Annotated in this window: 12 protein-coding genes; 8 read left to right on the plus strand and 4 right to left on the minus strand. The window is 66.0% G+C overall.

Features of this window, described 5'->3' with window-relative positions:
* Nucleotides 1-81: 81 nt before the first annotated feature.
* Nucleotides 82-981, plus strand: coding sequence for a bifunctional methylenetetrahydrofolate dehydrogenase/methenyltetrahydrofolate cyclohydrolase FolD (folD, locus tag ABGN05_RS02395; RefSeq protein ID WP_367952391.1), 900 nt, complete (start codon nucleotides 82-84; stop codon nucleotides 979-981).
* Nucleotides 982-1042: 61 nt separating this feature from the next.
* A complete protein-coding gene (locus ABGN05_RS02400) occupies nucleotides 1043-2005 on the plus strand; it encodes a GlxA family transcriptional regulator (RefSeq protein ID WP_367952392.1) in 963 nt (320 codons plus the stop codon).
* Nucleotides 2006-2033: 28 nt separating this feature from the next.
* Here the strand turns inward: ABGN05_RS02400 and ABGN05_RS02405 are convergent, their stop codons facing one another.
* The 4 genes from ABGN05_RS02405 to zwf are packed head-to-tail and all read right to left on the minus strand — an operon-like array spanning nucleotide 2034 to nucleotide 6323.
* Entirely contained in the window at nucleotides 2034-2276 is a 243-nt protein-coding gene (locus tag ABGN05_RS02405) for a hypothetical protein (protein ID WP_367952393.1), read from the minus strand.
* A gap of 27 nt (nucleotides 2277-2303) precedes the next feature.
* Nucleotides 2304-4130, minus strand: a complete 1827-nt coding sequence (gene edd, locus ABGN05_RS02410) for a phosphogluconate dehydratase (protein WP_367952394.1) — start codon at nucleotides 4128-4130, stop codon at nucleotides 2304-2306.
* Nucleotides 4127-4834, minus strand: a complete 708-nt coding sequence (gene pgl / locus ABGN05_RS02415; RefSeq protein WP_367952395.1) for a 6-phosphogluconolactonase — start codon at nucleotides 4832-4834, stop codon at nucleotides 4127-4129. Before pgl ends, edd begins: the two co-directional genes overlap by 4 nt.
* 16 nt (nucleotides 4835-4850) lie before the next feature.
* A complete protein-coding gene (gene zwf, locus ABGN05_RS02420; protein ID WP_367952396.1) occupies nucleotides 4851-6323 on the minus strand; it encodes a glucose-6-phosphate dehydrogenase in 1473 nt (490 codons plus the stop codon).
* A gap of 190 nt (nucleotides 6324-6513) precedes the next feature.
* Here zwf and ABGN05_RS02425 point away from each other — a divergent pair, with 190 nt between their 5' ends.
* The 6 genes from ABGN05_RS02425 (at nucleotide 6514) to ABGN05_RS02450 (ending at nucleotide 12421) form a co-directional block, all read left to right on the plus strand.
* Nucleotides 6514-7989: an aldehyde dehydrogenase family protein gene (locus tag ABGN05_RS02425; protein WP_367952397.1), complete on the plus strand. Its 1476-nt coding sequence runs from the start codon at nucleotides 6514-6516 to the stop codon at nucleotides 7987-7989.
* Between the two features lie 124 nt (nucleotides 7990-8113).
* Nucleotides 8114-8317 carry a type II toxin-antitoxin system HicB family antitoxin gene (locus ABGN05_RS02430; protein ID WP_367952398.1) on the plus strand — a complete coding sequence of 68 codons (204 nt, stop codon included), beginning with the start codon at nucleotides 8114-8116 and terminating at the stop codon, nucleotides 8315-8317.
* Complete coding sequence (locus ABGN05_RS02435; protein WP_367952399.1) at nucleotides 8314-8526, plus strand: type II toxin-antitoxin system HicA family toxin; 213 nt, start codon at nucleotides 8314-8316, stop codon at nucleotides 8524-8526. The genes ABGN05_RS02430 and ABGN05_RS02435 overlap by 4 nt, the downstream gene beginning before the upstream one ends.
* Before the next feature lie 56 nt (nucleotides 8527-8582).
* Entirely contained in the window at nucleotides 8583-9329 is a 747-nt protein-coding gene (locus ABGN05_RS02440) for an SDR family oxidoreductase (RefSeq protein WP_367952400.1), read from the plus strand.
* A gap of 78 nt (nucleotides 9330-9407) precedes the next feature.
* A complete protein-coding gene (locus tag ABGN05_RS02445) occupies nucleotides 9408-11180 on the plus strand; it encodes an SLC13 family permease (RefSeq protein WP_367952401.1) in 1773 nt (590 codons plus the stop codon).
* Nucleotides 11181-11248: 68 nt separating this feature from the next.
* Nucleotides 11249-12421 carry a cytochrome P450 gene (locus ABGN05_RS02450; RefSeq protein ID WP_367952402.1) on the plus strand — a complete coding sequence of 391 codons (1173 nt, stop codon included), beginning with the start codon at nucleotides 11249-11251 and terminating at the stop codon, nucleotides 12419-12421.
* The last annotated feature ends 5 nt before the right edge of the window (nucleotides 12422-12426 follow it).

The raw sequence follows: 12426 nt of genomic DNA on the forward strand, positions 1-12426 counted from the left end.
GACGGCGCATTGTCGCGCTTATCGCGGGACGAAATGTCGGATAAGGCTCCCCGCATTCCAATAGAGTACGGGGAGTTTCGCATGGCGGACGTGATTGACGGAAAGAAAGTCGCCGAAGAGGTCCTGGCTTCGGTCAAGCAGGAAGCGGACAAGCTCATCGCCGAGACCGGCATCACGCCGGGGATCGCCGTCGTCATTGTCGGCGAGGATCCGGCAAGTCAAGTCTACGTCAATTCCAAGTCGCGCAAGGCCAAGGAGTGTGGCTTCCACTCCGTCAAGCACACGCTCGCGGAAGACACGTCCGAGGCCGACCTGCTGGCGCTGATCGGCCAGCTTAACGGCGATCCCGCGATCCACGGCATCCTCGTACAATTGCCGCTGCCCAGACATATCGATTCCGGCCGCGTCATTCAGACGATCTCGCCCGACAAGGACGTCGACGGGTTCCACTTCATCAATGTCGGCAAGCTCGGCACCGGCGACACGTCGACGGCCTTCGTGCCTTGCACGCCGGCCGGTTCGATGCTGCTCGTGGAGCGGGTGCGCGGGCGCGATCTTTCTGGCCTCAGCGCCGTCGTCGTCGGACGCTCCAACATCGTCGGCAAGCCGATGGCGAACCTCTTGCTCGCCGCCAACTGCACTGTAACGATCGCGCACAGCCGCACGAAAGACCTTCCGGGGCTCTGCCGTACCGCCGACATTCTCGTTGCGGCGGTAGGTCGGCCGGAGATGGTCAAGGGCGACTGGGTGAAGCCCGGCGCCACCGTCATCGACGTCGGCATCAACCGGATCGAAGCTCCCGAGCGCGGAGAGGGCAAGACGCGGCTCGTCGGCGACGTCGAGTTCGCGGAAGCCGAGAAGGTCGCGGGTGCCATCACGCCGGTACCAGGCGGCGTGGGGCCGATGACGATCGCCATGCTCATGGCCAACACGCTGGTATCGGCGTGCCGCAGGGCTGGCAGGGAGCCGCCGCGTTTCTGAACCCGAGGGCGGCGGGCGGCATCCTTTGCCCCGCGCGCCACTTCCTGTAGAAACGACATCCATGTCCGATACCGCCCTGCCTGTCCGACAGTTCGCCTTCCTGCTCGTCGACAAGTTCTCGATGTTCTCGCTGTCGGCGGCGATCGACACGTTCCGGTCGGCCAACAGGCTGGTAGGCCGCGACTACTATGCCTGGAAGACGATCTCGGCAGACGGCGAGTCCGTCATGGCGTCGAACGGATTGCCGCTGAAGGTCGACTATGCGGTCGCGGACATGCCTCCCGCCGACATCCTGTTCGTCTGCGTCGGCCTTGCGCTCGAATTCCCCGGCAAGAGCAAGGTTCTGGGCGCGCTGCGGTCCTGGGGCCGTCGCGGCGGGGCGTTGGGGGCACTGTCGGTCGGCTCGTACCTGCTTGCCGAGGCGGGGCAGCTCGAAGGTTACCGCTGCACCATCCACTGGGAGAACCGTGCCGGGTTCCAGGAGCGGTTTCCCGACATCGAGTGCACGGGCAACGTCTACGAGATCGACCGCAAGCGCTACACCTGCGCCGGGGGGACGACCTCCATCGACCTGATGCTGGAAATCGTGCGCGCCGATTTCGGAGCCAACGTCGCCAACGAGGTGGCAAACCAGTTCCACCACGAGCGCATCCGCGGCACGACAGACCGCCAGAGGGTGGGTCCGGAGCGCGACCTCACGGGCAAGTCCGAGAAATTGAAGAAGATCGTCGCCGTGATGGCCGACAGCCTCGACGAGCCCTTCTCCGCCGTGCAACTCGCCAAGTCCGCCGGCCTGTCGGTGCGGCAGGTGGAGCGGCTTTTCCTGCGCCATCTGAACATGACGCCCGGACGCTATTACATGCGGCTGAGGCTCGAACGCGCCCGCGAGCTTCTGCGGCAGACCAACATGCCGATCCTGGACGTGGCCATCGCGACGGGCTTCACGTCGCATTCCTACTTCGCACAGAGCTATCGGCTGCAATTCGGCCGTCCGCCGAGCGAGGAACGTCGCACGACCTACTGACGATTTTCCTGCCGTCGTGCTTGATCGATTACATGCCGCTGCGGGTGTCGTTGATCTGCCGCTCGCGCTTGACCTGCCTCAGCAGCGTGTCGATGTCCTGCTCCTGCCTGACGGCGCCGGGGTCGCGCGTTTCCACGCGATAGGGCGAGCCGCCGCCGCAGCCCGACAGGAGCAGGACGGAAATCAGGAGGGGAAGCACGATCTTGGACATGGCGCGGGGTAGTACGCCCGAAACCGCGATGCCGTCAACGAGGTTCGCGGCGGGAGACATTCGGCGTGGCTCCGAGCGCCTCTTCGTTCAGGCAGCCTGACCAAACGCACCGGCACCCTGATCGGCGCGCGATGCAAGCGCGCGAAAGCCTGCGAAGAGTTCGCGGCCGAGTCCGTAGCCATTTGCCGTCAGGTCAGGCTGAGGCGCCGGGCGGGCGGCCATTTCGGCGTCGTCCACCAGCACGTGCAGCGTGCGCGATTCGCCATCGACGCGCACCACGTCGCCGTCGCGGATTCTGCCAATGACCCCGCCCTCGACCGCTTCCGGCGTGACGTGGATCGCAGCCGGCACCTTGCCGCTGGCGCCCGACATGCGTCCGTCGGTGACGAGCGCCACCTTGTAGCCCCTGTCCTGGAGCACGCCCAGCACTGTCGTCAGCCGATGCAGTTCCGGCATGCCGTTGGCCTTCGGCCCCTGGAACCGGACGACGGCGACGAAGTCGCGGTCGAGCTCGCCTGCCTTGAAGGCGGCGTTCAGGTCCTCCTGGCTGTCGAACACGACGGCCGGCGCTTCGATCACGCGGCGCTCCGGCTTTACCGCCGAGGTCTTGATGATGGCGTGGCCCATGTTGCCCGTCAGCACCATCAGTCCGCCGGTCGGCTGAAACGCCTTCGGGAACGGGACGAGCACCTTCTCGTCGCCGCTCGTTTCCGGCGCGGGATCGCGGCAGACGGTGCCGTCAGGCGCGAGCTTCGCCTCGACGGCATAGGGCCGCAATCCGTGGCCCCAGATCGTCTCGACGTCCTCGTGCAGGATGCCGGCATCGAGCAGTTCGCGGATCAGGAAGCCCAGCCCGCCGGCGGCATGGAAGTGGTTCACGTCGGCGAGGCCATTGGGATAGACGCGCGCCAGCAGCGGCACATGGTCCGAAATGTCGGATATGTCTTGCCAGGTCAGCGCGATGCCGGCGGCCGCGGCCATGGCGATAAGGTGGATCGTGTGGTTCGTCGATCCGCCGGTCGCGTGCAGCCCGACCACGCCGTTGACGAAGGAGCGCTCGTCGATCATGCGGCCGACCGGGCGATAGTCGTTGCCGAGCGCGGTGATCTCCAGCGCCCGCTTCGTCGCTTCCTTGGTCAGCGCGTCGCGCAGCGGCGTGCCGGGATTGACGAAGGAGGCGCCGGGCGTGTGCAGGCCCATGATCTCCATCAGCATCTGGTTGGAGTTCGCTGTGCCGTAGAAGGTGCAGGTACCGGGACCGTGGTAGGACTTCGATTCGGCTTCGAGCAGTTCGGCGCGGCCGACCTTGCCCTCGGCGAAGAGCTGGCGGATGCGCGCCTTCTCGTCATTGGGCAGGCCAGTGGTCATCGGCCCTGCGGGGATGAACACCGCCGGCAGGTGGCCGAAGGTAAGCGCGCCGATCGCGAGCCCCGGCACGATCTTGTCGCAGACGCCGAGATAGACGGCCGCGTCGAACATGTTGTGCGTCAGGCCGACCGCGGTCGCCATGGCGATGACGTCGCGCGAAAACAGCGACAGTTCCATGCCGGGCTGGCCTTGCGTGACGCCGTCGCACATCGCCGGCACGCCGCCCGCGACCTGCGCCACGCCGCCGGCCTCCTTCGCCGCCTGCTTGATCAGGGCCGGAAAGCTCTCGAAGGGCTGATGCGCCGAAAGCATGTCGTTGTAGGAGGTGATGATGCCGACATTCGCCACCCGGTCGCCGGCAAGCGCCTGCTTGTCACCCACGCCGCAAGCGGCGAAGCCGTGGGCGAGGTTGCCGCAGGAGAGTACGGAACGGTTCACGCCCTTGCCGGCGGCCTCATCGACCCGCGCAAGATAGCTCTCCCGGCGCGGTCTCGAGCGCTCGCGGATCCGCGCGGTGATGGCTTCGATGGCTTTGCTGGCGGTCATCGCTGGCTTTCCTTGCTGGGTGCCCAGTAGACGCTCGGCTCGCTCGTGGCCGCATCCATGACGAAACGGATCGGAAGCCGCGGCGTGTCGGCCGACATCTCCTCATCAAAGACGTCCCGCTTGTCGCCGCCCTCGATGTGGAGCAGGAGGTGTCTCGCCTCGGCCAGCCGCGGAAGGGTGAGCGTCAGGCGCGGCTCCCCGGCGCTCGCCGCATGCACCGCCAGGACGGTCTGCGGGGTTTTCGGATCCAGAAGCTCGGAGAGATTTTCGGCATCCGGGAAGAACGACGCGGTATGCCCGTTCGTGCCCATCCCGAGGACCACCACATCCAGTGGAAAGTGCACCTCCACCAGCCGGTATTCTGCCTTCTCTGCCGCGGCTTCCGGCGTGTCCACCTCGGAATAGAGGGGGACGAAGTGCGCCTTCGCGGCCTCGTTGCGCAGCAGGGCGTCCCGCGTCAGCTTCTCGTTCGACCTGTCGGACGTGGGCGGCACGAAGCGTTCGTCGACCAGCGTTACAGTGACTTTCGACCAGTCGAGCACGCGTGTGGAAAGAACCTCGAAGAACCGCGCGGGCGTCTTGCCGCCCGAAACGGCGAGGGAGGCAACGTTCTTTGTGGCGATGGCATCCGACAGCCAGCCCGCGACCTCGTCAGCCTGCGCCTGCGCCAACGCCTGCGCCGATGCGAATTCCTTCCAGTTCAACAAGAGCGCTCCTATCCTACTGCGGATCGTGCCAGGTTCGCCCGTCCCTCTCGATCAGCGCGATCGATCCGGACGGTCCCCAGGTTCCCGCGGTGTATCCATTGGGAGACTGACCGGAATCCTCCCAGGCCTCGTGGATGGGATCGATCCACCGCCAGGCCGCCTCGACCTCGTCGCGGCGCATGAACAGCGTCTGGTTCCCGCGAACCACATCCATCACAAGCCTTTCATAGGCGTCGGGGTTCCGCACGGCGAAGGACTGGGCGAAGCTCATGTCCAGCGGAACGTGGCGCAGCCGCATGCCCCCCGGACCCGGATCCTTGATCATGATCCACTGTTTCACGCCTTCGTCCGGCTGCAGCCGGATCACGAGCTGGTTCGCATAGACCATGCCGGCGTGGTCGCCGAAGATCGAGTGCGGGATGGGCTTGAATTCGATGACGATCTCGGACGCCTTGGTGGCGAGACGCTTTCCTGTGCGGAGATAGAACGGGACGCCTGCCCAACGCCAATTGGCGATCTCGGCCTTGATCGCGACGAAGGTCTCCGTCGGGCTGGCGCCGTTCTGCAGCTCTTCGGCGTATCCCTTCACCGCGCCGCCTGCCGATGCGCCGGCCCGGTACTGGCCGCGTACGGTGAGCTTGCTCGCTTCGTTGCCGTTGATCCGGCTCAGCGAGCGCAGCACCTTCAGCTTCTCGTCGCGCACCGCGTCGGCATCCATGTTGGACGGCGCTTCCATGGCCACCAGACACAGGAGCTGGAGGATGTGGTTCTGCACCATGTCACGCAGGGCGCCGGCCTTGTCATAGTAGCTGACCCGGTCTTCCAGCCCCACTGTCTCGGCCACCGTGATCTGGACGTGGTCGATATGGGCGGAGTTCCACAAGGGCTCGTAGAGCGCGTTGGCGAAGCGCAGCGCCATCAGGTTCTGCACCGTCTCCTTGCCCAGATAGTGGTCGATACGGAAGATCTGGTGCTCGGCGAAAACCTGCCCGATCTGGTCGTTGAGGGCCTGGGCGGAAGCGAGGTTGCGGCCGATCGGCTTTTCCACCACGACGCGCGCTTGTTCCGAAACGAGCCCATGGTCCTTCAGCTTCAGGCAGATGTCGCCGAAGATCGCGGGCGCGACCGCCAGATAGTAGACGCGGATGCGCTCGCTGTCGCCAAGCGCCTTGCGAAGCCCCTCGAAGCCTGTACCGGACACGGCGTCGACCGCGACGTACGAGAGCCTTGCCAGGAACTTCTGGAGTTCGTCGGCATGGATGTCCTTCTCGGGCACGTGTTCCGTTATCGCCTTGCTGGCGAACTCGCGGTACTCCTTGTTGCTGAGCTTGGAGCGCGAGGCGCCGATGATGCGCGTGGGCTCCGTGAACTGCCCTGCGATCTGACGCTGATAGAGCGCCGGCAGCAGCTTGCGTTCGGCAAGATCGCCGGTTCCGCCGAAGGCGATGAAGTCGAACGGATCGACGGGAATGATCTGGCTTGTCATGGCTCCGCGCTTTCGGGAGGGCTTCGTCACGGCCGCTATAATCTAATCGATTTAGAAACGCCAGTCCGCCAGCGCCGCCGCGCCGGGCTTGACACGCGCGAGCGGCGCGGGTTTCACCTTGTCGCGACGACACCCGCTGCTGCGGTGCAGCATAAAGCGATGGTGATGGAAAGCAATTGGAGCGGCGTACATGGGAACGCATTTCTCGCGGACGGTGGCGGAGGGCCTTGCCTTCATGAACGTCATTGACGGCCGGCAGGTCGAGGCGGTGTCCGGCAAGCGCATTGACGTGATCTCGCCCTCCGACGGCAAGGTTTTTGCTTCCATTCCGGCGAGCGGCGCGGAGGATGTCGACCGCGCGGTTCGTTCGGCGCGCAAGGCCTTCGACGAAGGACCCTGGAGCCGGACGCCGGCGGTCGAACGCGGCCGCTGCCTGACCCGGCTCTTCCATCTCGTCGAGAAGAACGGCGACGAACTGGCGGCGCTGGAATCACGCGACACCGGCAAGCCGGTCCGGCAGGGCAGGGCCGACGTGACCGCCACCATGCGCTACTACGAGTTCTATGGCGGCGCGGGCGACAAGATCCACGGCGACACGATCCCGTTCCTCGATGGCTATACGGCGCTGACGCTTCGCGAGCCGCACGGCGTCGTGGCGGGGATCATTCCCTGGAACTATCCGCTCCAGATTCTCGCACGCGTGGCGGGTGCGGCGCTCGCAATGGGCAACACGCTCGTCGTGAAGCCTGCGGAGGATGCCTCGCTCACCGCCATCCGCATCGCCGAACTGGCACTGGAAGCCGGCATTCCGGCAGGCGTTTTCAACGTGATCACCGGCTACGGGCGTGACGCTGGAGCGTCTTTGTCGGCCCATCCGCTGGTGGACTACGTGACCTTCACCGGTTCTCCGATGACGGGAACCGCGATCCAGCAGGCGGCGGCGATCAACAATCGCGGCGTCACGATGGAGCTCGGGGGCAAGTCGCCGCAGATCGTCTTCGCAGACGCCGATCTCGACGCGGCGATGCCGGTGCTGGTCAACGCCATCATCCAGAACGGCGGCCAGACTTGCTCGGCCGGCAGCCGCGTCCTCGTCCAGCGCGAGGTCTACGAAAAGGTTGCCACCGCGCTGGCGGAGCGGTTCTCCAGGCTGGTCGCCGGCCCGCACGACGCCGACCTCGATCTCGGCGCGCTGATCAATCGAAAGCAGCTGGAGCGGGTCTCCGGCCTGGTGGCGGCAGCCGAGGAGGCCGGCGTGGACGTGCTGGCGCGCGGTTCGGTCAGCGCCGACGCGCCGTCCGGAGGCTACTATTTCGCCCCCGCGCTGTTCGGCTCGGTCGATCCGGCGAAGGCGATCGCGCAGGAAGAGGTGTTCGGGCCGGTGCTTGCGGTCACGCCCTTCGAGGACGAGGCGGACGCGGTCCGGATCGCCAACGGAACGGAGTTCGGGCTGGTCGCGGGGGTGTGGACGCGCGACGGTGCGCGCCAGCATCGCGTCGCCAAGCGCGTGCGCGCCGGCCAGGTCTTCGTCAACGGCTACGGCGCCGGCGGCGGCATCGAACTCCCGTTCGGCGGTTTCAAGAAATCCGGCCATGGCCGCGAAAAGGGCTTCGAGGCCCTCTACGACATGAGCGCGACGAAGACGATTGTGTTCAACCACGGGTGAGACGCAGACAAGTGATGCCTCGACTGCGGGATGAGCGTGATCCAGCCAATGCTGGTCAATCGGAGGTGCTTGCTGGTAGAGATGAGGCCGACATCGGCGCCGGCTGAATGATTGGAACGACCGCATGCTGCGTATCGAATTCGAACGGGAAGAAGACGGTCGCTGGATCGCCGAGATTGCGAGCCTGCCTGGCGTCATGGCCTACGGCGCGAGCCGGGAAGAGGCGCGCGGCAAGGTCGAAGCCCTGGCATTGAGGACGTTGGCCGACCGCATCGAACATGGCGAGACGGTGCCTGAGGTTGGAGAGCTTTTTATCGTTGCGGCATGAGCCAGTGGCGATCAACCCGAGCCCGGCGCGTCCTTGCCTCTCTTGAGCGCATAGGATGGGCGGTCAAGCGCCAGGATGGATCACATCGCGTACTCACAAGGGATGGCTGGCCCAACTATGTCTTCGCTTTCCATGATCGCGAGGAGGTGGGTCCACGGATGCTCGCCCGCATCGCTCGACACACGGGATTGAAGCCCGAAGATCTCTAGAGATTCGGGTCGGTGGTCGGCGAACTGGAAGACATCACACAGAAAGGAATCGACAAGTGCGTCTCAAAGACAAGGTCGCCGTCATCACCGGCGGAGCATCCGGCTTCGGCGAAGGCATGGCGAAGCGTTTCGCCGAAGAGGGGGCGAAGGTGGTCGTCGCCGACCTGAACGCCAAGGGTGCCGAGCGTGTCGCGGGCGAGATCGGGGATGCCGCGCTGCCGGTGACCGCCGACGTCTCGATCAAGGCCGACATCGAAGCCATGGTCGCCGCCACCATCGAGCGTTTCGGGCGGATCGACGTCATGGTCAACAATGCCGGCTTCACCCACCGCAACCAGGACATGCTCACCGTCGACGAACCGACCTTCGACCTGATCGGTGCGGTGAACATGAAGGCGATCTACCTGACGGCGCTCGCCGTCGTGCCGATCATGAGGGAACAGGGCGGCGGATCGATCATCACGACGGCCTCCACGGCGGGGCTGCGGCCGCGTCCCGGGCTCACCTGGTACAACGCGTCCAAGGGCTGGGCGATCACCGCGACGAAGTCGATGGCGGTCGAACTCGCGCCGCAGAAGATCCGTGTGAACTGCCTGTGCCCCGTCGCGGGCGAGACCGGAATGCTGGCGCAATTCATGGGCGAAGATACGCCGGAGCGGCGCGCGCAGTTCCGGGCGTCGATCCCGCTCGGCCGGCTCTCGACGCCGCTCGACATCGCCAACGCCGCGCTCTGGCTCGCCTCCGACGAGGCCGAATTCATAACCGGCGTCGCGCTGGAGGTGGACGGCGGGCGCTGCATCTGACCATGGCTGCGGCCAGCGGGGCGGAACCCGCGCCGAGGGGCGGGCGTTGACCGGGTCAATTCGGGGGAATTCCATCGCATGACATTCGAGCAGATGTTCCTTTTCGGGCTGCTCGGGGCAGTCTTCGCGATGCTGGTCTGGGGCCGCATCCGCTACGATCTGGTCGCGTTCGGCGCGCTCGTCATCGGCGTGGCGGCTGGCGTGATCCCGGCGGAGGACGCCTTCGTCGGCTTCGGCCACGAAGCGGTCGTCATCATCGCTCTCGTGCTAATCGTGTCGCGGGCGATGATGAATTCGGGCGCCGTCGAGTTCATCGCGCAATATGTCGTCGACAAGGGCCGCTCGCTTTCTGCCCATATCGGCATCATGGCCGTCGTAGGCGCTGCCTTGTCGGCGATCATCAACAACGTCGCCGCGCTCGTCATCCTCATGAACCTCGACCTGGAGACGGCGCGCAAGGCAGAACGGCCGGTGTCGCTGTCGCTGATGCCGCTGTCCTTCGCCACCATTCTCGGCGGAATGATCACGCTGATCGGTACGCCGCCAAACATCGTCATCGCCCAATACAGGGACCGCGCCTTCGGCGAACCCTTCTCGATGTTCGACTTCTCCCCGGTCGGCCTCATCTGCGCCGTCGCCGGCATCGCCTTCGTCGCCACGGTGGGATGGCGCTTCATTCCCCAGCACGCCCAGAAGGCGACCCCGATCGTGGAGGGCCCCGGCGGGCTCTTCGTCGCGGAAGCCGACGTTCCCGAGGAATCCGAATGGATCGGAAAGACGCCAAACGACATGGTCGAACTGGCGGGCGAGCAGGACGTGACGATCCTCGGACTGGTGAGGAACGGCAGGCGCCTGCCCGGCTTCGCGCTTGGCGACGAGATACGCGAGAGCGACCGGCTGGTGCTGGAAGGCGATCCGAAAGCCATCGAAGCCTTCATAGGCGCCACCAAGCTCGAGATCGCATCGGAGAACAAGGATGAGGGACTGACGAGCAAGTCGCTGACGCTGGTGGAGACGATCGTGCCGGATGGCGCCCGCGCCGTGGGCCGCACCGCCGACGGCATGCGGCTTCTCACCCGCCAGGGCGTGTCGCTGCTCGGGATCTCCCGCCAGGGCAAGCGTTTCCGGGAGCGGGTGCGAGCGGTGCAGATCAAGCCGGGCGACGTGCTCCTCCTCATCGGCCCCGCCAGCCGCGTTGCGCAGGCGGCGGAGTGGATGGGCGTGCTGCCGCTCGCCGAACGCAGCCACACCGTCATCCAGCGCGGCAAGGCACTGCTCGCCATCGGCATCTTCGTCGCGGCGATCGCCGCGGCAGTGATCGGCTTCGTGCCGCTGGCGATCGGGCTTGCTGCGGCGGTCGGGTTCTATGCGATCTTCAACATCGTGGGGCCGCGGGAGGTCTACGATTCCGTCGAATGGCCGGTCATCGTGCTCCTCGCCTCGCTGATCCCGATCGGGCTGGCGCTGGAGGATTCGGGTGGTACCGCCCTGATCGCCAACGCCATCGTGGCGCAGACCTCGTTCCTGCCGGCCTGGGCGATCCTCGCCATCCTGATGATCGTCACAATGACCTTGTCGGACTTCCTCAACAACGTGGCGACAGCGCTGATCGCGGCGCCCATCGCGGTCGGCGTGGCGAACTCGATCGAGGTGTCGCCCGACCCGTTCCTGATGGGCGTGGCGGTCGCGGCTTCCTGCGCTTTCCTCACGCCGATCGGCCACAAGAACAACACCATCATCATGGGCCCGGGCGGCTATCGGTTCGGCGACTACTGGCGCATCGGCCTGCCGCTGGAAGCGATCATCCTCGCCGTCTCCGTTCCCGCGATCCTCTTCTTCTGGCCGCTCTGATCGCAAAGCGAGACCGCGCCCTTGCGCTCGCGCGCCGGTGCTGGTGATCTGGCGACCGGGAGGAGACCATGTTGGACGCGCCGCGCTACGAAATCGATCCGGCCGCCTTCTGGCGCGATCCCTATCCCGATCTCGAACGCATGCGCGCGGTGGCGCCGATCGCCTTCGTGCCGCAACTCGGCGCGACGCTGCTTTCGCGGCGCGACGACATCTATGTCTGCGAGAAGAACATTGCCGTCTTTTCGTCGCACCAGCCGGGTGGGCTGATGAACCGCCTGATGGGCCACAACATGATGCGCAAGGACGGCGAGGCGCACATGGCCGAGCGCCGCGCCATCTTTCCGTCGGTGTCGCCGAAGACCGTGCGCGACGTCTGGAAGCAGCAGTTCGAGGCGCATGCGGATGAGGTGCTCGACGAACTGGAGCCGCGGGGCGGGGCCGAACTCGTCAAGGAGTTCGCGCTGCGGTTTTCCGCCGAGTGCCTGAAGACCCTGACCGGGCTCGTCAACATGCGGTTCCAGGAGATGGATGCCTGGTCGCAGGCGATGATCGACGGTATCGCCAACTACGCCGGCGATCCGGAGGTGGAGGCGCGCTGCCACGCGGCGACGGCAGGCATAGACGCGGCGATCGACGACATGCTGCCCGTCGTTCGCGCCGCTCCCAACCCGAGCCTGCTCAGCGTCATGCTCGAAGGCGGGATGCCGATGGAGAGCGTGCGCGCGAACGTGAAGCTCGCCATCAGCGGCGGCCAGAACGAACCGCGCGATGCCATATCGGGCGCGGTCTGGGCGCTGCTGACCCATCCGTCGGAACGGGCGAAGGTGGAGGCGGGTGAGGCCGGCTGGATGCAGGTGTTCGACGAATATTGCCGATGGCTGGCCCCGATCGGCATGTCGCCACGCCGCGTGGCGGTCGAGCATCGCTACGGGGACATCACGTTCGAACCGGAGGACCGCGTCTTCTTCATGTTCGGCTCCGCCAACCGCGACGAGGCGCATTTTCCCGACGCGGACCGGTTCGACGTCTCGCGCGACACGTCCAAGTCGATCGCCTTCGGCGCCGGCCCACATTTCTGCGCCGGTGCGTGGGCGTCGCGCTGCATGGTGGCCGAGGTGGCGTTGCCGAAGCTATTCGGCCGCCTCCACCGGCTTCAGATCGAAGAGAACGCGCAGGTGCGGATCGGCGGCTGGGCGTTCCGGGGAATTCTCAACCTGCCGGTCCGGTGGGAGCCGCGCTGACCCAC

The organism is Aquibium pacificum (genome assembly GCF_040839445.1).
Classification (GTDB): domain Bacteria; phylum Pseudomonadota; class Alphaproteobacteria; order Rhizobiales; family Rhizobiaceae; genus Aquibium; species Aquibium pacificus.